General features: G+C 64.5%; 18 protein-coding genes, 1 tRNA gene and 2 riboswitches. Of the genes, 17 read left to right on the top strand and 2 right to left on the bottom strand.

Features of this window, described 5'->3' with window-relative positions:
• The first annotated feature begins 5 nt into the window (after window positions 1–5).
• From JLK41_RS07105 to JLK41_RS07095, 3 genes are all read left to right on the top strand, one after another.
• The gene (locus JLK41_RS07105; protein ID WP_210390663.1) at window positions 6–1,067 is read left to right on the top strand and encodes a putative urea ABC transporter substrate-binding protein; all 1,062 of its coding nucleotides are present in this window, start codon (window positions 6–8) and stop codon (window positions 1,065–1,067) included.
• Between the two features lie 173 nt (window positions 1,068–1,240).
• Window positions 1,241–1,341: riboswitch (guanidine-I (ykkC/yxkD leader) on the top strand.
• 179 nt (window positions 1,342–1,520) lie between these two features.
• Window positions 1,521–2,336 (top strand): ABC transporter permease, encoded by an 816-nt coding sequence (locus JLK41_RS07100; RefSeq protein ID WP_037055426.1) that lies wholly within the window; start codon window positions 1,521–1,523, stop codon window positions 2,334–2,336.
• 41 nt (window positions 2,337–2,377) lie between these two features.
• Window positions 2,378–3,190, top strand: coding sequence for an ABC transporter ATP-binding protein (locus JLK41_RS07095; RefSeq protein WP_150610223.1), 813 nt, complete (start codon window positions 2,378–2,380; stop codon window positions 3,188–3,190).
• 409 nt (window positions 3,191–3,599) lie between these two features.
• On the opposite strand, the gene JLK41_RS07090 is transcribed toward JLK41_RS07095, so the two are convergent.
• The gene (locus JLK41_RS07090; RefSeq protein ID WP_150608660.1) at window positions 3,600–4,535 is read right to left on the bottom strand and encodes a hypothetical protein; all 936 of its coding nucleotides are present in this window, start codon (window positions 4,533–4,535) and stop codon (window positions 3,600–3,602) included.
• Window positions 4,532–5,557, bottom strand: coding sequence for an isopenicillin N synthase family dioxygenase (locus JLK41_RS07085; RefSeq protein ID WP_150608658.1), 1,026 nt, complete (start codon window positions 5,555–5,557; stop codon window positions 4,532–4,534). The genes JLK41_RS07090 and JLK41_RS07085 overlap by 4 nt, the downstream gene beginning before the upstream one ends.
• A gap of 333 nt (window positions 5,558–5,890) precedes the next feature.
• Window positions 5,891–5,990, top strand: a riboswitch (guanidine-I (ykkC/yxkD leader).
• Window positions 5,991–6,057: 67 nt separating this feature from the next.
• Here JLK41_RS07085 and JLK41_RS07080 point away from each other — a divergent pair.
• The 14 genes from JLK41_RS07080 (at window position 6,058) to JLK41_RS07015 (ending at window position 23,327) form a co-directional block, all read left to right on the top strand.
• Window positions 6,058–7,125 carry a putative urea ABC transporter substrate-binding protein gene (locus tag JLK41_RS07080; RefSeq protein ID WP_047584504.1) on the top strand — a complete coding sequence of 356 codons (1,068 nt, stop codon included), beginning with the start codon at window positions 6,058–6,060 and terminating at the stop codon, window positions 7,123–7,125.
• 71 nt (window positions 7,126–7,196) lie between these two features.
• On the top strand, window positions 7,197–7,925 hold the full coding sequence (locus JLK41_RS07075; RefSeq protein ID WP_210390662.1) for an urea amidolyase associated protein UAAP1: 729 nt from the start codon (window positions 7,197–7,199) through the stop codon (window positions 7,923–7,925).
• Between the two features lie 10 nt (window positions 7,926–7,935).
• Complete coding sequence (locus JLK41_RS07070; protein ID WP_210390661.1) at window positions 7,936–8,571, top strand: urea amidolyase associated protein UAAP2; 636 nt, start codon at window positions 7,936–7,938, stop codon at window positions 8,569–8,571.
• 192 nt (window positions 8,572–8,763) lie between these two features.
• The gene (gene uca / locus JLK41_RS07065) at window positions 8,764–12,390 is read left to right on the top strand and encodes an urea carboxylase (RefSeq protein WP_210391200.1); all 3,627 of its coding nucleotides are present in this window, start codon (window positions 8,764–8,766) and stop codon (window positions 12,388–12,390) included.
• A 439-nt stretch (window positions 12,391–12,829) separates the two neighbouring features.
• The gene (locus JLK41_RS07060; RefSeq protein WP_210390660.1) at window positions 12,830–14,296 is read left to right on the top strand and encodes a sensor domain-containing diguanylate cyclase; all 1,467 of its coding nucleotides are present in this window, start codon (window positions 12,830–12,832) and stop codon (window positions 14,294–14,296) included.
• The gene (locus tag JLK41_RS07055; RefSeq protein ID WP_210390659.1) at window positions 14,296–14,502 is read left to right on the top strand and encodes a cysteine-rich CWC family protein; all 207 of its coding nucleotides are present in this window, start codon (window positions 14,296–14,298) and stop codon (window positions 14,500–14,502) included. The genes JLK41_RS07060 and JLK41_RS07055 overlap by 1 nt, the downstream gene beginning before the upstream one ends.
• Window positions 14,503–14,505: 3 nt before the next feature.
• Window positions 14,506–15,198 carry a pseudouridine synthase gene (locus tag JLK41_RS07050; protein ID WP_037055403.1) on the top strand — a complete coding sequence of 231 codons (693 nt, stop codon included), beginning with the start codon at window positions 14,506–14,508 and terminating at the stop codon, window positions 15,196–15,198.
• Between the two features lie 393 nt (window positions 15,199–15,591).
• The gene (locus JLK41_RS07045) at window positions 15,592–16,479 is read left to right on the top strand and encodes an alpha/beta fold hydrolase (RefSeq protein ID WP_210390658.1); all 888 of its coding nucleotides are present in this window, start codon (window positions 15,592–15,594) and stop codon (window positions 16,477–16,479) included.
• Between the two features lie 85 nt (window positions 16,480–16,564).
• Window positions 16,565–16,638: transfer RNA gene (locus tag JLK41_RS07040), tRNA-Gly, on the top strand.
• A 104-nt stretch (window positions 16,639–16,742) separates the two neighbouring features.
• Window positions 16,743–17,959 (top strand): IS3 family transposase gene (locus JLK41_RS07035; protein ID WP_210390657.1). Its coding sequence is split into 2 segments (ribosomal slippage): window positions 16,743–17,091 and window positions 17,091–17,959, totalling 1,218 coding nucleotides; the frame shifts between segments, so codons are not numbered across the junction.
• Window positions 17,960–18,829: 870 nt separating this feature from the next.
• Window positions 18,830–19,777: an IS481 family transposase gene (locus tag JLK41_RS07030; RefSeq protein WP_210389341.1), complete on the top strand. Its 948-nt coding sequence runs from the start codon at window positions 18,830–18,832 to the stop codon at window positions 19,775–19,777.
• Window positions 19,778–19,956: 179 nt separating this feature from the next.
• Window positions 19,957–20,184, top strand: a complete 228-nt coding sequence (locus tag JLK41_RS07025; RefSeq protein ID WP_210390656.1) for a hypothetical protein — start codon at window positions 19,957–19,959, stop codon at window positions 20,182–20,184.
• A gap of 143 nt (window positions 20,185–20,327) precedes the next feature.
• Window positions 20,328–21,461 carry a mechanosensitive ion channel family protein gene (locus tag JLK41_RS07020; RefSeq protein WP_037055395.1) on the top strand — a complete coding sequence of 378 codons (1,134 nt, stop codon included), beginning with the start codon at window positions 20,328–20,330 and terminating at the stop codon, window positions 21,459–21,461.
• Between the two features lie 408 nt (window positions 21,462–21,869).
• A complete protein-coding gene (locus tag JLK41_RS07015; RefSeq protein WP_210390655.1) occupies window positions 21,870–23,327 on the top strand; it encodes a high affinity choline transporter 1 in 1,458 nt (485 codons plus the stop codon).
• The last annotated feature ends 22 nt before the right edge of the window (window positions 23,328–23,349 follow it).

The raw sequence follows: 23,349 nt of genomic DNA, 5'->3' as shown, positions 1-23,349 counted from the left end.
TCCCTATGCCCATTCGCCCGCTACTCACCGCCCTGCTCTGCGCCTGCCTGCTCAGCGCTCCGACAGCCCAGGCCGCGCCGAAAACCTTCAAGCTCTGCTGGTCGGTCTTCGCCGGCTGGATGCCGTGGGACTATGCCGCCAAGCAGGGCATCGTGAAGAAGTGGGCCGACAAGTACGGCATCGACATTCAGGTGCAGGAAGTGCCGGATTACGTCGCTTCCATCGAGCGCTACAGCGCCGGCCAGTTCGATGCCTGCACCATGACCAACATGGATGCCCTGACCATCCCCGCCGCCGCCGGCACGGACAGCACCGCGCTGATCATCGGCGACTTCTCCAACGGTGCCGACGGCCTGCTGCTGCGCGGCAGCGGCAAGAGCATCCGCGACCTCAAGGGCAAGACCGTGCTGCTGGTGGAAAACTCGGTTTCCCACTACCTGCTCAGCCGGGCACTGGAATGGGGCCTGCTGGACGAGCAGGACGTGACCATCAAGCATGTCTCCGACAGCGAGATCGCCGACGCCTTTCTCTCTGGCCAGGGCGATGCGGTGATCACCTGGAACCCGATCCTCTCGGAAATCCAGCGCAAGGCGCAGGTCAGCATGGTGTTCACCTCCAACCGGATCCCGGGCGAGATCCTCGATCTCACCGTGGTCAACAGCCAGACCCTGGCCCAGCATCCCGAGTTCGGCCGCGCGCTGACCGGTGCCTGGTTCGAGACCCAGCGCCTGCTCGGCCTGCCGACGGCCGCCGGACGCGCAGCCCGAGCACAGATGGCCGCCGCGGCGGGTACCAGCGCCGAGGACTTCGAAGACCAACTGGGCACCCTGCGCTCGTTCTATTCGCCACGCAGCGCCCTCAACTTCGCCCGCACCGGCAAGATGCCGGACCTGATGCGACGCGTCGCCCACTTTGCCGATGCCCATGCCCTGCTGGGCAAGCGTGGCCAGGGCCTGACCAACCTGGGTATCGACTTCAGCGGTGAAAAGACCATCGGCAACCCGCAGCGCGTCCTGCTGCGCTTCAACCACGCCTACATGCAGCTGGCCGCCGACGGCACCCTGTAGCGCCCCAGCAGGCGGCACGCCAGCCGCACCACGCACCAGCACGGCGCAGCCTGCCCTCGACGAGCCGCAGCGCAGCGCCAAGCGCCGCACCTTGCGGCGCATGGCACGATGTTCGCTAAGGACATCGGGTGCAGGAACACCCCCGGCCAGCCGGGACCGCGGCACCACAATTTGCAATAGCCGGCTAGGGTTCCGGCTCGCCACAGGCGAGTGACTGGTCCGAGAGCTGGCGACCTCCAGCGAGGTTACACGGCGGGACAAAAGCCCGGGAGAACGCGCCCCATCCGTGGGGAACCGCCGCGAACTCCTGTCCGCCACCGTCAAACTGGAGGTTCATCATGGCTACGCCCCACTCGCACCAGCGGCACCCTGCCGCCTACCGGACACCCGTCAGCGGCGTCGTCGCGCTCTAGCCGTGCCCGCCCTTCGCTACAGGCCCGACGAGGACTCTCCATGCGCCTGATCAACCGCCATCCGGACCGCAGCGGCCGCCTGCTGCTGATCCTGCTGCCCTTCGCCCTGCTGCTGTTCGTCTACTTCAGCACCTCGACCGCACGCCTGGCCGAGAACCCCAACGACAAGCTGCTGCCCAGCGCCAGCCAGATGATCGATGCCGTCGACCGCCTGGCCTTCAGCGAAGACAAGCGCACGGGCAACTACCTGTTCTGGCAGGACAGCGCCTCCAGCCTCACCCGCCTCGCCATCGGCCTCGGCGTGGCGGCGCTGGCCGGACTGGTGCTGGGCATCGCCGCCGGCAGCGTGCCGCTGTTCGGCGCGCCGCTGTCGCCGATGCTCACGGTGCTGTCGATGATTCCCCCCCTGGCCATCCTGCCGATCCTGTTCATCGTCTTCGGCCTGGGCGAGCTGTCCAAAGTGATGCTGATCGCCATCGGCATCACCCCGTGCATCGCCCGCGACATCGAACAGCGCGCGCGGGAGATTCCAGCCGAACTGCTGATCAAGGCTCAGACCCTCGGCGCCAACTCCTGGACGCTGATCCTGCGCCTGGTGCTGCCGCAACTGATGCCACGCCTGTTGATCTCGCTGCGCCTGATGCTCGGCTCCGCCTGGCTGTTCCTGATCGCCGCCGAGGCCATCGCCAGCACCGACGGCCTCGGTTACCGCATCTTTCTGGTCCGCCGCTACATGGCCATGGACGTGATCCTGCCGTACGTCGTCTGGATCACCCTGCTGGCCTGGCTGATGGACCTGGGCCTGCGCCAGGTGCTGCGTCTGTGCTTCCCCTGGCACGCAGGAGGCAAGGCATGACCCTGTTCAGCCAACACATCGTCCCGCTGAGTGAACCCGCCATGAGCGAACCCCGTACCGACGCCAGCCCGTCGCCAGGCGCCTTCATCGAAGCGCGCCACCTGTGGCAGGAGTACGGCGACCAGGTGGTGCTGGAACGCCTCAACCTCAAGGTCGAAGAAGGCGAGTTCTGCACCCTGGTCGGCGCCTCCGGCTGTGGTAAATCCACCTTCCTGCGCATGCTGCTCGGCCAGGAACGCCCCAGTCGCGGCGAGCTCCTGCTCGGCGGTGCCCCACTCCCCAACGAGCCGGACCCGAGCCGTGGCGTGGTCTTTCAGCGCTATTCGGTGTTCCCCCACCTGAGCGTGCTGGACAACGTCGCCCTGGGCCTGGAACTGCCACGCGCACCCGTGCTGGGGCGCCTGTTCGGCGCAGCCAAGCGCGAGGCCCGCGAGCGCGCCGCCAGCATCCTCGCCCGGGTCGGCCTCGGCCATGCCCTGGACAAATACCCCAGCGCGCTCTCGGGCGGCATGCAGCAGCGCCTGGCCATCGCCCAGGCGCTGGTGATGCAACCGCGCATGCTGCTGCTCGACGAACCGTTCGGTGCCCTCGACCCCGGTATTCGCAAGGACATGCACGCCCTGCTGCTGGAGCTGTGGCAGGAAACCCGCCTGACGGTGTTCATGGTCACCCATGACCTGTCGGAGGGCTTCAGCCTCGGCACCCGCCTGCTGGTGTTCGACAAGGTGCGCCACGACCCGCAGGCCCCCAACGCCTATGGCGCGCGCATCACCTACGACATTCCGCTGAACGCCGCACGCCGCGCGCAGGCGCAGCTGCCCAGCGAAGTGGCCGAACGTATTGCCGCACGCTGATCGCCCGCCCCGAAGACGTTGCCGATCAGCCCATCACCGTAGCCCGGATGAAATCCGGGGATTCACCGGGACATCGCCCCGGATTGCATCCGGGCTACACAGCCGAACGCCATACGCTGATCGTCCATCGCTGATGCCGCCAATCGCCCGCAAGCGGGCTCCTACCCCAGGCACGTTGCCGATCAATCCAACACCGTAGCCCGGATGAAATCCGGGGGATTCACCGGGACATTGTCCCCGGATTGCATCCGGGCTACAGCCGAACGCCGTACGCTGATCATCCGTACGAGCCCGCTTGCGGGCGATCCAGCGCGGCTAAAGCCCCTCCCACGAATCGTGGCGGCCCCCGCCCCGTGGGAGGCGCTTCAGCGGCGAGCTTTTCAGCACCGCATCACGCAGGCACCGATGGCTAGCTCAACACCTCGAGATAACGCGCCAGCGTCTCCTGCTCCGTGGCGAACCACTGCTGCGCTTCGCTGCTGCTCGGCGTCGCGAGGTCGGCTCGCCAATCCGGCTCGAGGGTATCGACGATGAAGGTACGCACCCGCGCACGGCCATCCTGCGGATGGTGCAGGTACTGGCGGACGCGCCCCTGCACCGGCGGCTCGAAACCCTCCAGGGTCAGCACCTGCCCAACGCGCGCCGGCACGGTGGACAGTTGCACGCGGTAGTCGCCCTGCGCATCGATGCAGGCCAGCGAGGTTTCGCAGTCGAGCAGCGTCGCCAGGGCCACAGCATCGCCACAGGCCTGCGCCACCCGCTCACGCAATGGCTTGCTCGACGGCCGCGGCTCGAGCGCTCGCCCCTGCACCCAGCCAAGCTGCTCGCCGCAGACGATCAGGCCACCCCCACGGCGCAGCACCTGGCCGGTTTCGCCGTCGCATTCTTCCAGCAGGCGCAGGCCGATCAACGGTCCCCTGCCGGCCTGCAGGCGCCAATCCTCGACATAGGCGCCCGTGGTGCCGAACTCGATCATGCAGTTGCCGATGCGCTGCAGCCGCGCCGGCTCCGGCCAGCGGTTGTGCAACTGCAGCGAGACCCCGCCGCGCCAGCTGAGCATGCCGCCCTCCCAGAGGCTGTCGGCCACCCAGCCTTCGTGATTGGCCAGCACGCGCAGCTCGGCGGCGTCATAGTCCTGCCAGGCGCGCCCCGGCAATGGCGGCCCCTCCGGCAGACGCAAGTCGATGGTGAAGGTGCGGCTCTGCAACCAGTGCACCTGGGTGCGTTCGTCGCTGCGGCCATCGGCGAAACTGATGGTGCGCCGGCGAAAGTGCCCGAGCATCCAGTCCGGCACGCCGCCCTCGACGCGCATCGGGTGGCGTGCCGCCAGTTCGAACAGGTTCATGCCGTCACCTCCCGGCGCCCCAGGCCGAAGCTGGACAGGCCCAGCGTGCCATCGGGGAGCTGCAGCGTGCCGTCCTCCAGGCGCTCGCGCAGGTAACGAAAGGTCTGCGCGGTCTGTGCGAACAGGTGATCGCCGCAGCTCACCGGCTGGTACACCCGCTCACCGCGAGGCGCCAGGCCGGCAATCGGCGCGATGCGCGTCGGGTAGTCGCAGGCGCAGAACAGCGGGAAGGCGAAACGCTCCTCGCAGACCTTGCGCACGCGGTGCGAGGTGGCAACGAACTGGCCGTTGCTGAGTACCTCGAGCATGTCGCCGATGTTGATCACGAAGGCGTCCTCGATCAGCGGCACGTCGATCCACTGCCCGTCGCCGTTGAGCACCTGCAGTCCCTCGGCAGTCGGCAACAGAATGGTGAAGCACTCGTAGTCGGTGTGCGCGCCGATGCCGGGGCGGTCCGCCACCGGGTCAGGGTCGAGCGGATAGTGGATCATGCGCAGCTGGCTGGTGGGGTGACGGGTGATACTGGCGAAGGTGTCCTCGGCCAGCCCCAACGCCAGGGCGAAACCGCGAAACAATGTGTCGCCCAGCGCCAGAGCGGCACGGTAGTAGGCGCTCACCTCGCGCTTGAAGTCGGCCGAGTCCGGCCACTGGGTCGGCCCCAGCAGCGGGTAGACCTGCGCCGCTTCGGTGTAGTCGTAGTTGACGTCGTAGGCTTCCTTGAGGTCCTGGCTGCCGCCGGCGAACTGCTCCTCGCCTTCCGGCACGTAGCCGCTGTGGTTGCTCGACTGACCGATGTAGAAGCGCATCTTTTCCGCCAGCGGCCGGGCGAAGAAGCTGCGCGCCTGGCGGATCAGCCCCTGGCGCAGCTCGCGGGCAATACCGTGCCCGCTGATCTGCAGAAAGCCGACGTCGCGCGCAGCGCGGCCGAGCTCGTCGGCCACGCGCTGGCGTGCGGCCAGGTCGGCACAATTGAGCCCGGAGATATCGACAAGCGGAATGGACGTGAAATGGGTGTGCGCCATGGCAAGCTCCCTTGAACAAGTGAGTTACCTGGTCGTCCAGACAAGCAGCGGAGTCGGGTCGTCCCGAAGGCGCCGGCGAGGCCGCCTCTGCAGCCAGGCTGGTAGCGATTTCCATGCCACCGCGCCGGGGCGCCGGGAAGCGCATTTCACGCGTCGCCCGCCCTCGAACGGTGCAACGGGCGCCGAAGCGGCCCCATCAGGCAGCACCGGTGCCGCCTTGCCCGGCCGCCAACCCGTGGTTCACCGCGTTTACCGACCTGGCACGCAATTCGCTACGACCTCAACGTGCAGGTTCCAACCGGGATTTCCCGGAATCGCGGCACCACAATTTGCGAAATGGATGACTAGGGTTCCGATCCGCCCAGGCGGGTGACTGGTCCGAGAGTCATCGACCTCCGATGAGGTTACACGGCGGGATAAAAGCCCGGGAGAACGCGCCTTTCGAACGCTTCGAAACGTGCCGCGACTCCTGCCCGTACTCATCAAGACTGGAGGTTCCAATGCGCAAGTACCGTCTGCTCTCCTTCGCTGCCGCCGGCCTGGCCGCAGTACTCAGCTTCAGCGCCCACGCCGAGAAGAAAGACAGTTTCAGCGTCTGCTGGACGCTCTACGCCGGCTGGATGCCCTGGGGCTATGCCAGCACCTCCGGCATCATCGACAAATGGGCGAAGAAATACGGCATCGACATCGACGTCGTGCAGCTCAACGACTACGTCGAGTCCATCAACCAGTACAGCGTCGGCCAGTTCGACGGCTGCACCATGACCAACATGGACGCCCTGACCATTCCGGCCGCTGGCGGCGTCGATTCCACCGCGCTGCTGGTCGGTGACTACTCCAACGGCAACGACGGCCTGCTGATCAAGGGCGAAGGCAAGACCCTGGCCGACCTCAAGGGCATGCCGGTGAACCTGGTCGAGCTGTCGGTCTCCCACTACTTCCTCGCTCGCGCCCTGGAAAGCGCCGGCATGAGCGAGCGCGACGTGACGGTGGTGAACACCTCCGACGCCGACATCATCGCCGCCTACACCACGCCCGGCGTGGAGGCCGCCGCCACCTGGAACCCGATGCTGGCGGAAATTCTCGCCCAACCGGGCAGCACCCAGGTCTTCGACTCGTCGAAGATTCCCGGCGAAATCCTCGACATGATGGTGGTCAACACCCAGACCCTGAAAGACAACCCGGACTTCGGCAAGGCCCTGACCGGCGCCTGGTTCGAGATTCTCGAACTGATGCAGGCCGGCACCGCCGAGAGCAGCGAAGCGCTGAGCGAAATGGCCAAGGCCTCCGGGACCGACCTCGCCGGCTACCAGTCGCAGCTGGCCACCACCAAGCTGTTCTACACGCCGCAGGACACCCTGGATTTCATCACCAGTCCGGCGCTGCCGGAGACCATGACCAAGGTCGCCAGCTTCAGCTTCGACCACGGCATCCTCGGTGAGGGTGCACGCAGCGCAGATGCCATCGGCATGACCTTCGCCGGCGGCGTCAGCACGGGCGACAGCGCCAACATCAAGCTGCGCTTCGACCCCAGCTACGTGCAGATGGCCGTCGACGGCAAGCTCTGACGCCATCCCATCGCAACGATGATCAGGCGCCCTCTGGCGCCTGACGCTCCGGCTTTGATCCCGAGGTTCCCATGCACACTGCCCTTACCCTGCGCCCGAGCCTGTACGAAGAGACCGTACCCGGCGGCGGGCATACCTCCTTCATCCTCAAGCGCGGACAACTGCTGCGCATCACCGACATCGAGGGCGGCGCCAACGTCAGCCTGCTGCTGTTCAACGCCGGCGAAAAGAGCGAGCGCCTGAACCTGCCGGACACCCTCAAAGGCCAGCACACCGCCAAGCTCACCGCCGGCCATTGCCTGTACTCGGACATGGGCAGGGTGCTGGCCGCGATCACGGCCGACACCTGCGGCTGGCACGACAGTTTCGCCGGCGTGCTCAACGCCGCCGAGACGCTGGAGAAGTACGGCCAGGGCCGCTACCAGGAACTGCGCAACGGTTTCTTCCGCAACGGCATGGACAACCTGCTGGTGGAGATGGGCAAGTGGGACCTGAACCTGCAGGACCTGCTGATGAACCTCAACCTCTTCAGCCGCGTGGATGTCGACGCCGCCGGGGCCTTCCACTTCCAGCCCGGCAACAGCCAGGCCGGCGACTACATCGAACTGTACGCGCCGATGGACACCCTGGCGGTGCTCACCGCCCTGCAACACCCGATGGACCCGAACCCGCAGTACGCGCCCAAGCCCGTGCAGCTGAGCTGGAGCCAGGTCGCCAGCGACGGCATCAGCGTACTCTGCCGCACCTCGCGCCCGGAGAACGGTCGTGCCTTCCACAACACCGAACGCCAGTACATCTGAGGGTGCCGACATGAGCCTGACCGCAAGCAACCTGCATCCCGAAACCGCCGTCTACCGCCACACCATCCCGGCGGGCGAGCCCTACCTGTTCGAGGTCAGGGCCGGGCAGACCCTGCGCCTGCATGACCTGGAAGGCAACCAGGCGATCGACACCCTGTTCTTCGCCGCCGCCAACCCGCGTGAGCGCTTCGACCCGCAGCGCACCCTGCGCAAGCAGAACCGCGTCTACCTGAGCACCGGCACCGTGCTCTACTCCAACCTCGGCAACCCACTGCTGACCATCACCGCCGATACCTGTGGGCGCCACGACACCCTCGGCGGAGCCTGCGCGCAGGAGAGCAACACCGTGCGCTACGCCCTGGACAAGCGCTACATGCACAGCTGCCGCGACAACTTCCTGCGCGCCAGCCTGCACGACGGCCGCCTGAGCAAGCGCGACATCGGCGCCAACATCAACTTCTTCATGAACGTGCCGGTCACGCCCGAAGGCGGCCTGACCTTCGACGACGGCATCTCCGCGCCCGGTAAGTACGTCGAGATGAAGGCCGAGACCGATGTCATCGTGCTGATCTCCAACTGCCCGCAACTGAACAACCCCTGCAACGGCTGGAACCCGACGCCCGCCGAAGTGCTGGTGTGGGATTGATTGATGCACTCCCCTCTCCCGCTTGCGGGAGAGGGGCCGGGGGAGAGGGTCATGTCATCAACCGCCCCTCTCCCCAGCCCTCTCCCATGAACGGGAGAGGGAGACAAGCCACCCGGATTTTCCGCCACGGACGACCGTGGCGCATGACCAATGACGGCGGGACGGCCCGCCATGACCTTCGAGGGTCACCCCATGTTCGAAAAACTGCTGATCGCCAACCGTGGCGCCATCGCCTGCCGCATCCTGCGCACCCTGCGTGAACTGCAGGTCGGCGGCGTGGCCGTGTACTCCGAAGCCGACGCGGCCAGCCTGCATATCCAGCAGGCCGACGAGGCCTTCTCCCTGGGTGAGGGGCCGGCGACGCAGACCTACCTGGTGGTCGACAGGATTCTCGCCATCGCCAGGGCCAGCGGCGCCACGGCGATCCACCCCGGCTACGGCTTTCTCTCCGAGAACGCCGCCTTTGCCGAAGCCTGCGAAGCGGCGGGCATCGCCTTCGTCGGCCCGACGCCCGAGCAACTGCGCGTGTTCGGCCTCAAGCACACCGCCCGCGCACTGGCCAGCCAGCACGGCGTACCGATGCTCGAAGGCAGCGAACTGCTGGAGAACGTGGCGGCGGCGCTGGCCGCTGGCAAACAGGTCGGCTACCCGGTGATGCTGAAAAGCACCGCCGGTGGTGGTGGCATCGGCATGCGCGTCTGCCGTTCGGCCGAGGAGCTGAGCGACGCCTTCGACGCCGTCAAACGCCTGGGGCAGAACAACTTCAGCGACAGCGGCGTGTTCATCGAAAAATACATCCAGCGTGCCCGTCACCTGGAGGTGCAGGTGTTCGGTGACGGCCAGGGCGAGGTGATCGCCCTCGGCGTGCGCGACTGCTCGGTGCAGCGCCGCAATCAGAAGGTGCTGGAAGAGACTCCGGCGCCGAACCTGCCCGCCGGCATGGCCGATGCACTCTGCGCGGCAGCGATCAAGCTGGCCAAGGCGGTCGACTACCGCAGCGCCGGCACCGTGGAGTTCGTCTATGACAGCGAGGCGCAGCGCTTCTACTTCCTCGAAGTGAACACTCGCCTGCAGGTCGAGCACGGCGTCACCGAACAGGTCTGGGGCGTCGACCTGGTGCGCTGGATGATCGAACTGGCGGCCGGTGACCTGCCGCCGCTGAGCGAGCTGGCCGCCGGGCTGCGCCCCAGTGGACATGCCATCCAGGCACGCCTGTATGCCGAGGATCCGGGCCGGGACTTCCAGCCCAGCCCCGGTCTGCTCACCGCCGTGGCCTTCCCGCCCGCCGATGGCAAGGCGCTGCGCATCGACACCTGGGTCGAGGCCGGCTGCGAGATTCCACCCTATTTCGACCCGATGATCGCCAAGCTGATCGCCTGGGCCCCGACCCGCGCACAGGCCAGTGCCGCGCTGGACCAGGCCCTCGCCGATTCCGTGCTCTACGGCGTGGAATGCAACCGCGACTACCTGCGCCAGATTCTGGCCGACGCCCCCTTCGCCAGCGGCTCACCCTGGACACGCTGCCTGGAAGGCCTGGTCTACCAGGCCAGCACCTTCGACGTGCTCAGCGCCGGCACCCAGACCAGCGTTCAGGACTACCCCGGCCGCCTCGGCTACTGGGCCGTGGGGGTGCCACCCTCCGGGCCGATGGACGACCGCGCCCTGCGCCTGGGCAACAGCCTGCTCGGCAACGACACCGCAGCAGCCGGCCTGGAAATCACCATGAGCGGCCCGACCCTGCGCTTCAATTGCGACGCTGTGGTGGCAGTCACCGGCGCCGATATCCCGCTGAGCGTCGACGGCGCCGCGCAACCGATGAACACGGTCCTGCTGATCCACGCCGGCAGCACCCTGGCCCTCGGCACCATCGCAGGCAGTGGCGCGCGCAGCTACCTGAGCGTTCGCGGCGGCATCCAGGTGCCGGACTACCTGGGCAGCAAGAGCACCTTCACCCTCGGCCAGTTCGGCGGCCACGGCGGCCGTGCCCTGCGCGCCGGCGACGTCCTGCACATCCCGACGCTGAACGAACGCAGCGCAGGCGCACGGCTGCCTGCCGAGCTCTGCCCGGCCCTGCCAGCGCTGCGCGAACTGCGGGTGATCTACGGCCCCCACGGCGCGCCGGAATACTTCACGCCAGCCTATGTCGACAGCTTCCTCGCCACCGACTGGGAAGTGCACTTCAACTCCAGCCGCACCGGCGTGCGCCTGATCGGGCCGAAGCCCGAATGGGTGCGCGACAGCGGCGGCGAGGCCGGCCTGCACCCGTCGAACATCCACGACAACCCCTACGCCATCGGTGCGGTGGACTTCACCGGCGACATGCCGGTGATCCTCGGCCCGGACGGTCCCAGCCTGGGCGGTTTCGTCTGCCTGGTGACCATCATCGAGGCCGACCTCTGGCAGCTCGGCCAGCTCAAGGCCGGCGACAAGGTGCGCTTCGTGCCGGTGGATATCGCCACGGCACGGGAGCTTGCCAAAGCCAGTGCAATCGAGTGCACCACACTCCGTAGGAGCGGCTTCAGCCGCGATATAGCTGGCACACCAATCGCGGATAAATCCGCTCCTACAGGCTCCCCCATCGTGCTCGACCTAGGCGAAGCCGACACCCGCCTGGTCGCGCGCCTGTCCGGCGACACCCACCTGCTGCTGGAGATCGGCCAGCCGGAGCTCGACCTGGTCCTGCGCTTCCGTGGCCACGCGCTGATGCAGGCACTGGAGGCCAAGCGCCTCGACGGCGTGATCGACCTCACCCCGGGCATCCGCTCGCTGCAGCTGCACTACCAGCCGGAAACCCTGCCCCTGCAGACGTTGCTCGACATCGTCGCCGGCGAATGGGACGCGGTCTGCGCCGCGCGCGATCTGCAGGTGCCGTCGCGCATCGTCCACCTGCCGCTGTCCTGGGACGACCCGGCCTGCCAGTTGGCCATCGAGAAATACATGACCACCGTGCGCAAGGACGCCCCCTGGTGCCCGAGCAACCTGGAGTTCATCCGCCGCATCAACGACCTGCCGAACCTCGACGAGGTGTACCGCACCGTATTCGACGCCAGCTACCTGGTCATGGGCCTGGGCGACGTCTACCTGGGGGCACCGGTGGCCACGCCGCTCGATCCACGTCATCGCCTGGTCACCACCAAGTACAACCCTGCACGCACCTGGACGGCGGAGAATTCGGTGGGCATCGGCGGCGCCTACATGTGCGTGTACGGCATGGAAGGCCCCGGCGGCTACCAGTTCGTCGGCCGTACCCTGCAGATGTGGAACCGCTACCGCGAGGTCGCGGCCTTCGACGGCAAGCCCTGGCTGCTGCGCTTCTTCGACCAGATCCGCTTCTACCCGGTATCGGCCTCCGAGCTGCTGCGCATCCGCCGCGATTTTCCGCTCGGCCGCTTCGACCTGCGCATCGAGCACAGCGAACTGGCGCTGGCCGACTACCAGCAGTTCCTCGCGGATGAGGCCGATGGCATCGCCGCCTTCCGCCACCAGCAGCGCGCAGCCTTCGACGCCGAGCGGCAGCGCTGGATCGACAGCGGCCAGGCGCATTTCGAGGTCGAGGAAGCCGCACCGGAGCAGGCGGAAGACGCTCCGCTCGGCGTCGGTCAGCACGCCATCGAAAGCCACGTGGCCGGCAACCTATGGCAGGTGCGGGTCAGCGAAGGCGCGCAGGTTCAGGCAGGTGACGTGCTGGTGATTCTCGAATCGATGAAGATGGAGATCCCGCTGACCGCCCCCATGGCCGGCACCGTGCGCGAAGTGCGCGTGCAACCGGGCTCGCCGGTGCGCGCCGGACAGCGCGTGGTGGTCCTGGACGAAGCCTGAGATTCGCCTCTGAAGCCCCTCCCACAGCGCCCTGTGGGAGGTCTTCCACCACAACCGCCCCCCCCCCCCGCCCCGTAGGAGCGGCTTCAGCCGCGATTCCTCCGCAACCCCGCCCACACGAGCCCCCGTGGAAGAAGCCCCAGCCACAACCTCCCCCCTCCCGTAGGAGCGGCTTCAGCCGCGATTCCTCTCCAAGCCCGCAACACGAGCCACCGTGGGAGGGGCTTCAGCCGCGACCGCCTCCTGGCAATCAACACCATCATCTCCAACCATCGCATCCACTCTCGCAGCCCCCCGCCCCGAACGCGATCCAGAAGCGAAATGCCCGCAACTTCCAGATTTCACCCACACCACCCAACGCTCATCGCCACCGATCACAACTGGCGTTCCCCCCGCCCCGCACGCTAGCATCACGCGATCAGATAGCCCCGGATTACCCATGTCACTGCCTCCCACACGGCACACGCAAGCCTCGTTGGTGTTGTTGCTCCTGTTCCTGCTCGGCAGCGGCTTTCTCACCACCTCGCTGCTGAGCTACTACGCCTCGCGCGACTCGATTCGCGACAGCATCATCAACACCGAGCTGCCGCTGACCTCCGACACCGTCTACTCGGAGATCCAGAAGGACCTGGTGCGCCCTATCCTCATCTCCTCGATGATGGCCCGCGACACCTTCCTGCGTGACTGGGTACTGGCCGGCGAGCAGGACACCGCACAGATGACGCGCTACCTGCGCGAAGTCCAGGAACACTATGGCGCCTTCACCAGCTTCTTCGTCTCCGACAGGAGCAGCACCTACTACCAGTCCAAGGGCGTGCTCAAGCGGGTCAAACCGGATGAACCACGCGACGTCTGGTACTACCGCGTACGCATGCAGCCGGAGCCCTACGAGATCAATGTCGACGTCGACATGGCCAACGCCGACCGCCTGACCATCTTCATCAACTACAAGGTGGTCGACTACGACGGCAACTTCATCGGGGCCACGGGCGTCGGCCTGGCCGTCGATGCGGTGGTCAAACTGATCGACGACTACCAGCAACGCTACGAACGCAGCGTCTACTTCGTCGACACCACCGGACGCATCACCCTTACCGGCGCGCAGGGCGGGCCGCAGGGGGCGAAGGTCGGCGACTCGCTGGCCGACATCCCCGGCCTGAGCGACATGCTGGAGAAGCTGCCCAGTCCGCAGAGCGGCCGCTTCGAGTACCAGGAGCATGGTCGCGAGCACTTCCTCAACGTGCGCTACATTCCCGAGCTGGAGTGGTACCTGTTCGTCGACAAACACGACAAGGCCCTGGCCGGCATCCGCCAGGGGCTCTACATCAACCTGCTGCTGTGCCTGCTGGTCACCGCCATCGTGCTGACACTGGTAAGCCTGGCGATCCGCCGTTACCAGCAGCGTATCGCCGCCCTGGCCACCACCGATGTGCTCACCGAGCTGCCCAACCGCCGCGGCTTCGACATCCTCGCCGAGCAGGCCCTGCAGGAAGCCCAGCGCGAGCAGAGCCCGCTCTGCTCGGTGCTGCTCGACCTCGACAACTTCAAGCTGATCAACGACGAGCATGGCCACCTCGCTGGCGACGAAGTCCTGCAGCGTTTCGCCCGGCAACTGCGTGACAAGCTGCGCCAGTCCGACATCCTCTGCCGCTGGGGTGGCGAGGAGTTCATCCTGCTGCTGAAGAACACCGACCGCCAGGCCGCCCATGACCTGGCCGAAAAACTGCGCCAGCAATGCGCGGAACAGCGCTACGCCATCGCCGGCCAGACGCTGCAGGTCACCGCCAGCCTCGGTCTCAGCCAATGGCAGCCGGGCGAGAGCCTGCATAGCCTGCTCGGTCGCACCGACCGTGCCCTGTACCGCGCCAAGCAATCCGGGCGCGACCGCGTCTGCGTCGAACAGTGATGGATACCCAGCGCTGCCCGCTGTGCGGCAAGGCCAATGATTGCAGCATAGCCGCGGGGCGCAGCGACGAACCCTGCTGGTGCTTCGGGGCGCAGATCGATCCCGCCGCGCTCGAACGTCTGACGCCCGAGCAGCGCGACACGGCCTGCCTGTGCCCGGCCTGCGCCGGCGCACTGGACGCCGCGCAACGCACTGAGCGGGACTGAGCCATGCGCCTGGATCGTTTCCTCAGCAACTTCCCGCGCTTCAGCCGCCAGGACAGCCGCCTGCTGGTCAGCGCCGGACGAGTGCGGGTGGATGGCGCAGTGGTGCGCGACCCGCGCACCGAAGTCCGTGACTTCCAGCGCGTGGAGCTGGACGACGAACTGCTGCAGGCCGGCCGCAGCGCGCGCTACTGGATGCTGCACAAACCGGTCGGCGTGGTCAGCGCGACCGAGCACGACGAACACCGTACCGTGCTCGATCTGCTCGACGAGCCGGACAAGCACGACCTGCACCTGGCCGGCCGCCTCGACCTGGGCACCAGCGGCCTGCTGCTGATCACCAACGATGGCCGCTGGTCACGCCGCATCACCCAGCCGCAGCAGCGCAAGCCGAAGGTCTACCACGTCACCACCGAACAGCCGATCACCGACGAATACGCCAAGGTCTTCGCTCGCGGGCTGTACTTCGCCTTCGAAGACCTCACCACCCTGCCCGCCCAGCTCGAACTGCTGGACAGCCACCGCGCCCGCCTGACCCTGTTCGAGGGGCGCTACCATCAGGTCAAGCGCATGTTCGGTCACTTTCGCAATCGCGTCGTCGCATTGCACCGCGAAAGCATGGGCGAGATCGTCCTCGATCCGCAGCTCGCACCCGGCCAGTACCGCGCCCTCACCGCCACGGAAATCGCCAGCGTCTGATCGCAACGCAGCCGCGAAACCTGACTACCCGACCAACGGTGCCCACAACGGGCGATAAAGATGTGACTCGCCCTTGCATCGCTGCAAGGCAACTGCTTGAATCGCACCATAAGTCTCTAGATGACCAACCGGTCACGACGAGACAAGCCGTGTTTTTTTCAGTTATTGGCGCGCTGCGCCGACTGGATTCCTGCCTGGTAACACCGCTCTCTCCCAGCCTCGAAAAGGCTTGGAGCGTTCGCCTGTTTCGATCCTAACTGATTGAAATTCCTAGACTTATAAAAATCTCCCGCCTGACATCAAGCTGTCACGCTCAGGCGCTTTTCTGACTGCTCAATCAAATGCGAACGGCCGCCCGCTCGCCTTGACCCATTTGCGCCAGGAGGAAACGACATGAGGCCAGAAACCGCAGTCGTCGAGATCAACAGGAAGCACAAGGTTCATACGGAGTTCTACGGCAATCCGGCAGCAAGCAAGACCGTCATTCTGGTCAATGGCTCTCTGGCGACCACGGCCTCGTTCACGCAAACCGTCAAATACCTGCAGCCCCAGTTCAACGTGGTGGCCTTCGACCTGCCCTACGCCGGGCAGTCGAAGCCGTACAACAGCGACTTCACGCCGATCAGCAAGGAGGACGAGGCCGCTATCCTGCTCAAGCTGATCGACCACTACCGCGCCCAGTATCTGATGTCCTTCTCCTGGGGCGGCGTCGCCTCCATGCTCGCCCTGGCCCAGCGCCCTGCCACACTGGAGAAGGCCGCCATCTGCTCCTTCTCGCCGATCCTCAACGTGCCGATGCTCGACTACCTGCAGAAGGGCCTGCGCTTTCTCAATGCCGTGGATCGCGACAACATCGCCCTGCTGGTCAACAGCACCATCGGCAAGCACCTGCCGTCGCTGTTCAAGCGCTTCAACCACAAGCACGTCAGCACCCTGGACGAACACGAGTACCGGCAGATGTACGCACACATCAAGCAGGTGCTGAACATGGAGGCGCACTGCAGCATGGAGTGCCTGCAAGCCATCGACATCCCGCTGCTGTTCGTCAACGGCGACCGCGACGAATACACCTCGGTGGAAGATGCCTGCCTGTTCGCCCAGCACATCGACAGCGCCCAGTTCGCGGTGATCGACGATGCCGGGCACTTCCTCGACATGGAGCACAAGGCTGCCTGGCTGCAGTGCCAACGCGTACTACTGGACTTCTTCAACGCCCCCAGCAAACGCCTGCAACTGCCGGCCAAAGGCGACCTGCGCGACCTCCAGGCCGTCGCGGTATGACGGCCCGCAAGCGCGGAGCGGCTGCATCTGTCGCAACGCTTCGCGCTTCATTTCTGTGCCGAGTTCCGGTATAAAGGCACCCGCTGCGGGTGTCGTATAATGGTAATACCCTAGCTTCCCAAGCTAGAGCCGTGGGTTCGATTCCCATCACCCGCTCCAGACAGTCAAGAAAAGCCCCGTCATCACTGACGGGGCTTTTTCGTTTTTTGTGTCCCGTCCTGAATAAGGTTTACACCTCCCATCCCGATTTTCCGGAGAGCTAGATGGAGCAAGGTGTAAAGCGCACGCAGCGAGATTACTCGCTGTCTTTTAAATTGGCCGTCGTTGATCAGATTGAAAAAGGCGAGCTGACCTACAAGCAGGCCCAGGTACGGTATGGCATCCAGGGTCGATCAACGGTTCTGGTATGGTTGCGTAAGCATGGTCGGCAAGATTGGAGCCAAGGGGCGTCGATCCGGGCCGAGAGGAGTTGCGCGATGTCCGCCCCCAAAACGCTCACTCCAGAGCAGCGGATCAAAGAGCTTGAGCAGCAGCTTGAGTTGATGAGCCAGAAAGCTCATTTCTTCGAGACCGTCGTTGATGTCCTGAAAAAGGACTACGGTGTATCGGTCGTAAAAAAGCGATCCGGCAAGTCCTCTCGCAAGGTCAAGTCGCAGGGCTGAGCATTGCCAGGGCTTGTCAGTTTCTCGGCATCAGTCGGCAGGCTTACTACAAGCGCAACCGAGTGGCTGATAGCAAAGCACGCCAAGCAGATCGGATTGTCGAGTTTGTTCAACAAATCCGGATGCGTCAGCCACGGCTGGGCACACGGAAGTTGCACTATCTGCTGCGCTGCCAGCCTGATAGGCAGGTCCAAGTTGGCCGAGACCGGCTGTTTGAGGTCTTGGGAGAGCGCCGTTTGCTGGTGCTACCCAAGCGGGCGTATCACAAGACAACTCAGAGCTTTCACCGCTTCTATCGTCATCCCAACCGACTGAAGCCAGGCCCGAATCAAATTGTCCCATCAAGGTCAGAGCACGTTTGGGTGGCGGACATCACTTACCTGCCTGCCAGAAGCGGCCCGCTATACCTAAGCCTGGTAACAGATGCTTACTCCAGAAAGATTGTTGGCCATCATGTGCATGAGAGCCTGCATGCCGAATCGGTTGCGCAAGCCTTTAGACAGGCACTGCGCAAACGGCGGCGTCAGCCGTTAGTCCATCACTCAGACCGAGGTATTCAATACTGCTCAGCGCTGTACCAGTCACTGCATGCACGGAACGGGGTGCAATGCTCGATGACTGACGGATATGACTGCTACCAGAACGCGCTGGCCGAACGGATCAATGGAATACTCAAAACAGAGCTGCTGCTGAGCAGTCCAGAAAATCTAGAGCAGGCGAGAACGATGGTTGATGAGGCGGTGCAGATCTACAACACGGAGCGGCCTCACATGGCCCTGAAAAACAAAACGCCCGATGCGGTGCATCGGGCGTTTTGAGGCCTATCGGCCTACCTGAGCAGGTGTAAACCTATTTCAGGACTAGACATTGTGTTTGGCCAGCCTGAGCTCAAGCACTCAGGCTAGAAAAGATGCCGGCATTAAGGTCAGCCAGAGGACAAATCGCCTTCTTTTTTCCCGGATGCCCCTCGACGCACTGACGAAAACCTACCTTCATCCCCCTGTGGCCAGCAGGAAGTAGCTAGACACCGATGTGCCCTAACACACGCCCCAGTGGCGTCGGCCAGAATGAATTGCTAGGCCGCCCCAGGCCTGTGTACGGCCAAGCGTTAACCTACTTTGGGAGAAGGCACTTGGCAGTAATGAATGCTACGGCGCCTGAAAGAGGTACCAGCAAGAGCGTGATCCCAAGCCCACCGAAACGGCACGCGAGCGCCGGCAGAGTGAAGGCATCGCTACAGGCGATACGTGAGATGAAATCCAGATGGCTCGTAACCCACCACAACGTCAGAAATGAGACCAGCAACCCAATGGCCACTGAGACGGCTGTTCTCATCAAAAGCTTGGAGTCGTTCATGTGGTCTGACGTCCGAGATGCAAGGGAAAAGGGATAAAACTGTTTATAGGCAGCTCAGCCGACAACAAAACTAATCGAAGCCTGTCCCAACGCGGCATAGCGATCACCCAGGAAGCAGCTAGATGCTGGTATGCCCGAGCACATCAAGCCAAAAGCGGGTGAAGTATTCGAATGGCAACGCCTGCTCAAGGGGCAGGCTTCAGCCCATCCCAGCAAGCGACGCTAGCCACAGCAGCCAGACATGTCTAGCTGTGATCTCTCAGTAGGTTGTTCATCCGGGGCATTCCCGGAATTCTGGAAGCGCGACCAACACAGCCTTCCAGGAGCCCCGGATGAACCTGCATAAACATGCCCGTCTTACCCCGCGAGGTCGAGCCCTTCTCGTGCAGCGCATGCTCAACGGTCTGCGAGTCGAAGATGCGGCACAAGCCGCTGGCGTCAGTGTGCGTACAGCCTACAAGTGGCTCAAACGCTTTCGTGAGGAAGGTGAGATTGGCCTGATGGATCGTTCATCACGTCCGCACTCATGCCCCCATGCCACGGCAATCGCTCTGGTCGAGCAACTGATCGAGCTACGTCGCTCTCGCAAGACTTACCGGCAGATCGCCCAGATACTCGGCCTGGCCGTCAGTACCGTGGCCCGCCGCCTCAAGCAGGCCGGCTTTCATCGGCTGGCTGAGCTGGAACCTGCTCCTGTGGTGGTGCGTTATGAATACGCCAATCCCGGCGATCTCCTGCACCTGGACATCAAGAAGCTTGGCCGCTTCTGGAAACCCGGACATCGAGTCACTGGCGACCGTCAGCAGTGCTCCGACGGCGCCGGCTGGGAGTTCATGCACGTGGCTATCGACGATGCGTCCCGACTGGCGTTCACCAGCCTGCATCCAGATGAGCGCGGCAGCAGCGCCTGCCGGGCCTTGCTGCAAGCACTGCGCTACTACCGCGGGCTGAACATCTGCTTTCGGCGCGTCATGACAGACAACGGCGCCTGTTATCGGTCCCGGGCGTTTCAACGGTTGTGTGCTCGACTCAGGCTGAAACACATCCGTACCAAGCCCTATACGCCACGCACCAACGGTAAGGCCGAGCGCTTCATCCAAACGAGCCTGCGTGAATGGGCCTATGCCCGTAGCTACGACACTTCACAGCAGCGAGCAGCGCACCTGCTGCCCTGGCTGCATCACTACAACTGGCACCGACTGCACGCCAGCCTCGGATACCTGCCCCCGATCAGCAGAGCACCGCTTCCACTGAACAACGTACTGGGTTTACACATCTAGCCACCCCGTGTCAAAAATGGCGAAGGGCAAGGAAGATTCCGCACTGATCGCGCAAGGCGTGTGAAGTCTCACGTACAGGTGACGACCAGGGGCCTGGAGGATATTCGACGTTGCCAGTCGTCACTGCTGTTTCGATATGATGGCGGCTGTTACCGCATGCCGAGAAATGGAATTCCCTCATGAACGATCGCCAGTTCCTCACCAGACGCAGCATCCATCTGTGCCGTCTGATCCTGCTGACACTGGCCATCTACAGCGGATGCGAGGTGCTCATCGAGCTCTGGCACAACGAATATTCTGCGGCGCGGAGCAATCTCGCAGCGATGATCCTGCTGCTGTTTTTCTGGTCGCTTGAGCCACTGACCAATAGCCTGCAGAAATCCAGTTCATCACCGGAGCAGCGATAGATTCGCGGAGTACGTCCGAGGCGGTCTTGGCATCTGCCATGTCGCCAGGGCTGCTGAGAAGCGACCGCCCTCCCCATTCATGGGAACTTCTGCCCCCCAGGGCCTACAGAAAACTATGTGTCTTTTTCTGGAGGCCCCTGGCGATGGAGCAATGGAATATCTGGCTGGACCAAGAGTTCTGGCTCAACGTGGCGATCGTCGTGGTTGCCACCGCGCTGATCTACAGCGTGTTGCGTACCCTGGTCAGCACGCTGCACAAACGACTCAAGGCCTGGTCGAAGGGGCAGGACGGCAGTTGGCCAAACTTCCTGGCGGCGGTGATCGGCCGCACCAGCCGCTCGTTACTGCTGGCGTTTTCCTTGCTGCTGGCGTTGCGCCTGCCGGAGCTGCCTGACGGCTGGCAGAGCGCGCTGAGTCATACCTGGTTCGTCGCCCTGGCCCTGCAGGTGGCGCTGTGGGTCGATAGCGGCGTGCGCCTGTGGTCGCGCAGTCTGCTGATGAGCAAGAACGGCGGCCACTACAACCCGGTGATGACCACCATCATCAGCATCATGGTCCTGATCGTGGTGTGGTCGGTGATGCTGCTGTCGATCCTGGCCAACCTGGGGGTGGATATCACGGCGCTGGTGGCCAGCCTGGGCGTCGGCGGTATCGCCGTGGCACTGGCGGTGCAGACGGTCCTCAGCGATGTGTTCGCCTCGCTGTCGATCGGCGTCGACAAGCCGTTCGAGATCGGCGATTTCGTGGTCTTCGGCGAGGTGGCCGGGACCATCGAGCACATCGGCCTGAAGACCACGCGCATCCGCTCCCTCAGCGGTGAGCAGGTGGTCTGTGCCAACGCCGATCTGCTGCGCCAGGTGGTGCACAACTACAAGCGCATGGACACACGCCGCATCGTCTTCAAGTTCGGTATCAACTACGACACGCCGAGCGACAAGGTCCGCCAGGTGGCCGAGGCGGTCGGCGATATCGTCCGGGCCACGCCCAAGGCCAGATTCGACCGCGCGCATTTCCTCGGTTTCGACGAAAGCCAGCTAACCTTCGAAGTGGTCTACATCGTCCTGACCTCGGACTACAACCAGTACATGGACATCCAGCAGGAGATCAACCTGCAACTGCTCGATGCCTTGCGCGACCTGGACGTGCGCTTCGCCCTGCCCCGTCGCGACCTGCGCCTGGTGGGCGAACGCACGCCAGTGATCAAGGTCGCCGGCATGCCGCAGCAGGTCGACAACGGTGAGCCCCGCGACGATCAGCGGCTGCCCCGGTTCAGCTAGGCGGTGCGGACAACGGCCCAACTGATGACGCGGGGTGGGCGCGCCAGTCAAGGGGGCCGCCACGCCTGCCCGAGCCTTCGGTGACGGCGACTGGGCCGCTTCGTAAAATATCAACAACGCCTGCCCGGCAGCGCAGCCGCACACCCCTGATTGCCTGTACTCCCCACCCTTGGGGCTCATCGTTTGTCGATTTTCTGCTCAGCAGGCTTTTATCTGTTTGACATATTTTACGTTTTTGGCAGACTGCCCGCCCATTGCGGCAAGTGGCCGCGAACCCGCAGCGGCATCTGCCGTGGCGGTTTTGCTCGCCAGCCGTGACACGCCATGAAAACAACAATTCTGTCGGTCCAGGCGGCCTAGCGGGCACTGCCCACGCCGGACGACGGGCGAGCCACTGGTATCCACCCCATGCTGATCTGGTTTGTTGCGATCTACCTGCTGTTCACCGTCGGTGTCGGCTTCTATGCATCCACCCGTGTCAAGAACGCCAAGGACTTTGCCGCTGGCGGCAGGAGCATGTCCTTCCCCCTGGTCGCGGCCATGGTGTTCGCCACCTGGTTCGGTTCCGAAGCCCTGCTGGGCATACCCGCCACCTTCATCGAAGACGGTTTCGCCGGCATCGTCGAGGACCCGTTCGGCTCCTTCGGTTGCCTGATGCTGGTCGGCCTGATCTTCGCCCGCCCGCTGTACCGCATGAACCTGCTGACCATCGGCGACTTCTTTCGCAAGCGCTACGGCCCGCATGTGGAGATCTTCACCAGCCTGGTGATCATCGGCTCGTACCTGGGCTGGGTGGCAGCGCAGCTGACCGCCCTGGGCGTGGTGTTCAACGTGCTTTCCGACGGGTCCATCAGCACCACGCAGGGGATGCTGATCGGCACCGGCATCGTGCTGCTCTACACCCTGTTCGGCGGCATGTGGTCGGTGGCACTGACCGACTTCATGCAGATGATCATCATCGTCCTGGGGCTGGTCTACCTGACCTGGCTGATCGGCGACATGGCGGGTGGCGCCGATGTGGTGATCAGCCACGCAGCGGCCGAAGGCAAGTTCACCTTCATGCATGCCTTCGAACCACGGGATATCGTTGCCTTCATCGCGGCAGCGGTGACGCTCATGCTCGGCTCGATCCCGCAGCAGGACGTGTACGCCCGCGTCATGTCGGCCAAGACCGAGAACATCGCCGCCCGCGCCTCCATGGCCGGCGCGGTGTTCTACCTGTCGTTCTGCATGCTGCCGATCTTCCTCACCTACGCCGCTTCGCTGATCGACCCGGCGATGGTGCAGCGCTGGCTGGCCGAGGATGCGCAGATGATCCTGCCGCACCTGATCATGGAGCGCACGCCGCTGTTCGCTCAGGTGATGTTCTTCGGTGCCCTGCTGTCGGCAATCATGTCCACCGCCTCGGGTACCCTGCTGGCGCCGTCGGTGACCTTCACCGAGAACATCCTGAAGAACTTCGTGCCGGCGATGAGCGACCGCCAGTTCCTGTTGGCCATGCGTATCAGCGTGGTGGCCATGACCATCGCCACCTCGGTGTTCGCCCTGCACTCCACGGCGAGCATCTACGAGATGGTCGGCAATGCCTACAAGGTGACCCTGGTGGCCGCGGTGGTGCCGCTGTTCGCCGGCCTGTTCTGGAAGCGTGCGACGACCCAGGGCGCGCTATTCGCCATCGGCCTGGGCCTGGCGAGCTGGATCATCCTGGAACTGACCTACCAGGAAACCGACTTCTGGCCGCCGCAACTGGCGGGTCTGCTGCTCAGCCTGCTGGGGATGGTGGTGGGTTCGCTGATGCCGCAGTTCAGCCGTGATCGCGGCGAGAGCGTGCAAGGCATCACAGCGGCAGCCTCGAGCAACGCCTGAAGAGCGCAGGGCCCCTCACTGC

It is taken from the genome of Ectopseudomonas khazarica (assembly GCF_017915135.1).
Taxonomy (GTDB): Bacteria; Pseudomonadota; Gammaproteobacteria; order Pseudomonadales; family Pseudomonadaceae; genus Aquipseudomonas; species Aquipseudomonas khazarica.
This window is presented reverse-complemented; position numbering and strand designations above follow the sequence as displayed.

Coding starts and splice junctions, on each gene's coding strand:
- JLK41_RS07105 (WP_210390663.1), top strand. CDS start 6: ATGCCCATTCGCCCGCTACTCACCGCCCTGCTCTGCGCCTGCCTGCTC.
- JLK41_RS07100 (WP_037055426.1), top strand. CDS start 1,521: ATGCGCCTGATCAACCGCCATCCGGACCGCAGCGGCCGCCTGCTGCTG.
- JLK41_RS07095 (WP_150610223.1), top strand. CDS start 2,378: ATGAGCGAACCCCGTACCGACGCCAGCCCGTCGCCAGGCGCCTTCATC.
- JLK41_RS07090 (WP_150608660.1), bottom strand. CDS start 4,535: ATGAACCTGTTCGAACTGGCGGCACGCCACCCGATGCGCGTCGAGGGC.
- JLK41_RS07085 (WP_150608658.1), bottom strand. CDS start 5,557: ATGGCGCACACCCATTTCACGTCCATTCCGCTTGTCGATATCTCCGGG.
- JLK41_RS07080 (WP_047584504.1), top strand. CDS start 6,058: ATGCGCAAGTACCGTCTGCTCTCCTTCGCTGCCGCCGGCCTGGCCGCA.
- JLK41_RS07075 (WP_210390662.1), top strand. CDS start 7,197: ATGCACACTGCCCTTACCCTGCGCCCGAGCCTGTACGAAGAGACCGTA.
- JLK41_RS07070 (WP_210390661.1), top strand. CDS start 7,936: ATGAGCCTGACCGCAAGCAACCTGCATCCCGAAACCGCCGTCTACCGC.
- uca (WP_210391200.1), top strand. CDS start 8,764: ATGTTCGAAAAACTGCTGATCGCCAACCGTGGCGCCATCGCCTGCCGC.
- JLK41_RS07060 (WP_210390660.1), top strand. CDS start 12,830: ATGTCACTGCCTCCCACACGGCACACGCAAGCCTCGTTGGTGTTGTTG.
- JLK41_RS07055 (WP_210390659.1), top strand. CDS start 14,296: ATGGATACCCAGCGCTGCCCGCTGTGCGGCAAGGCCAATGATTGCAGC.
- JLK41_RS07050 (WP_037055403.1), top strand. CDS start 14,506: ATGCGCCTGGATCGTTTCCTCAGCAACTTCCCGCGCTTCAGCCGCCAG.
- JLK41_RS07045 (WP_210390658.1), top strand. CDS start 15,592: ATGAGGCCAGAAACCGCAGTCGTCGAGATCAACAGGAAGCACAAGGTT.
- JLK41_RS07030 (WP_210389341.1), top strand. CDS start 18,830: ATGAACCTGCATAAACATGCCCGTCTTACCCCGCGAGGTCGAGCCCTT.
- JLK41_RS07025 (WP_210390656.1), top strand. CDS start 19,957: ATGAACGATCGCCAGTTCCTCACCAGACGCAGCATCCATCTGTGCCGT.
- JLK41_RS07020 (WP_037055395.1), top strand. CDS start 20,328: ATGGAGCAATGGAATATCTGGCTGGACCAAGAGTTCTGGCTCAACGTG.
- JLK41_RS07015 (WP_210390655.1), top strand. CDS start 21,870: ATGCTGATCTGGTTTGTTGCGATCTACCTGCTGTTCACCGTCGGTGTC.